The 2,045-nt window shown below is 65.6% G+C and carries 1 protein-coding gene; it reads left to right on the top strand.

The genetic code is table 11. The annotated features are described in order from the left end of the window. A partial coding sequence (locus ABIC44_RS19570; RefSeq protein ID WP_354297088.1) for a non-ribosomal peptide synthetase occupies positions 1–2,045 on the top strand: 2,045 nt, incomplete at both ends.

The raw sequence follows: 2,045 nt of genomic DNA, 5'->3' as shown, positions 1-2,045 counted from the left end.
TTCGATCTCACCCTGGGCCTGAGCGAGCGTTACGATGCCGCAGGCGCCCCGGCCGGACTGACCGGCGAGCTCGAATATGCCGCCGACCTGTTCGATCCCGCCACCGCCCAGAGCCTCGCCGACCGCTTCGCCCGCCTCCTCGACGCCGTCAGCATCGAACCGCGCATGGCGGCGTCGCGGTTTGATCTGTTCGCACCCGGCGAACGTCAAGCGGTTCTGTACCAGTGGAACGAGACCGCCAGCGGTCGAAGCGCGACCGACTTGGCGAGCGCCTTTGCCGCGCAGGTCCGCGCTCGGCCGATGGCGGTGGCGGTGGAGGATCATGGTCGCAACTGGAGCTATGCCGAACTGGACGCCTATGCCGAGCGTATAGCTGCGGCGCTATCGACTCAGGGCGTTCGCAGCGGTGATCGCGTGGTGATCAAGCTCGATCGTTCGGCGGAGATGGTTGCTGTGCAGTTGGCGGTGCTCAAATGCGCAGCGTCCTATGTCCCCCTCGATGGCGCTACGCCTTGGCCTCGGGTAGCCGGGGTCATGAAGGATTGTCGCGCCCGGTTGTGCGTGGTCGCATCGGTCCCCGCTGAGGGGGATGACGGACAGCCGATCGTCGAACTTGAAACTTTAACAAGCGATAAGTCCTGCGGCCTTCCCTGCACGCTAAAGCCCTCTCCCGACTCTGTCGCGCATGTGATGTACACATCGGGCTCGACGGGAGAACCCAAGGGCGTCGCGATAACGCATCGGGCCGTCGCGCGGGTAGTGGTGGACAACGGCTATGCGTCCTTCGTGGTGGATGACCGCATAGCCTTTGCTTCCAATCCCGGCTTCGACGCCAGCACGCTCGAGGTCTGGGGGGCCTTGCTCAATGGCGGGCGGCTGGTGGTGATCGACCGCGACGAACTGTTGTCGGGCGAAATTCTGGCTGCCAAGATTGCCGCGACGGGCGTGACGGTGCTTTTTCTGACCCCAGCGCTGCTCGATGAACATGCCGACTGCGTCGCAGCCGTATCCCACCGCCTGCGCTACCTTATCGCCGGGGGCGACGTTCTTAACCCGGCAACAGTGGCGCGGATCGTGACCGTCGTGCGACCGGGCGGCCTCATCAACGGCTATGGTCCGACGGAAACGACAACATTTGCGACCACACATGCGATCGCACCGCACGAAATCCACGCGCGGATTCCGATCGGCCGGCCAATCGCCGATACCCGTACGGTAGTACTTGATGGTTGGCTGCAACCGGTGCCGCCAGGCGTCGTGGGGGAACTCTATGTCGGTGGCGATGGCTTGGCACAGGGCTATCTGGGCCGGCCCGGCGCGACCGCGGCCCGGTTCGTGGCGGACCCGTTCATGGCGGGCCAGCGCCTCTATCGGACCGGCGATCTGGTGCGTTGGCACCGCGACGGGGTACTTGAGTATCTGGGCCGTAACGACGCGCAAGTGAAGATCCGCGGCCACCGAGTAGAACCCGGCGAGATTTTGGCGCGACTGCTCAAGCATCCTAGTGTCGCCACAGCGAGCGTGGTCGCAATCGCCGAGGGTGATGGCCGCAAGCGCCTGATTGCCTACTATGTGCCCCATGTCGCGGAACAGGACGGTGACGCCGATCCTGCGATGCTGCGGGCCTATCTGGCCAAACAGCTGCCAGACTATATGGTCCCCTTTGCCTTGGTGCCACTGGACGCCCTACCGCTCACGCCCAACGGCAAGGTCGACCTTCGCGCCCTGCCCTTGCCGTCCCTGCTCGCCTCGGCGCCCGGGCGCAAGCCACGCACGGAGCGCGAGGGTATTCTGGCAGGCTTGTTCTCGGAGATTCTCGGATCGGGACCGGTCGGGATTGACGACGATTTCTTCGCGCTGGGTGGCCATTCGCTGCTCGCGACGCGGCTCGTCAGCCGGATCCGTTCGACGCTGCAGGTGGAGATCGGCATCCGCGCGGTGTTCGATGCACCGACGGTGGCCGGGCTGGCGGAACGGCTGGGGGTGGCGGGCGGCGCACGCCAGGTGCTCGCGCCCACCACGCGTCCGGCGGTGTTGCCAGTTTC

The sequence above is a fragment of the Sphingomonas sp. 1185 genome, from assembly GCF_040544655.1.
In the GTDB taxonomy this organism is placed as follows: Bacteria; Pseudomonadota; Alphaproteobacteria; order Sphingomonadales; family Sphingomonadaceae; genus Sphingomonas.
This window is presented reverse-complemented; position numbering and strand designations above follow the sequence as displayed.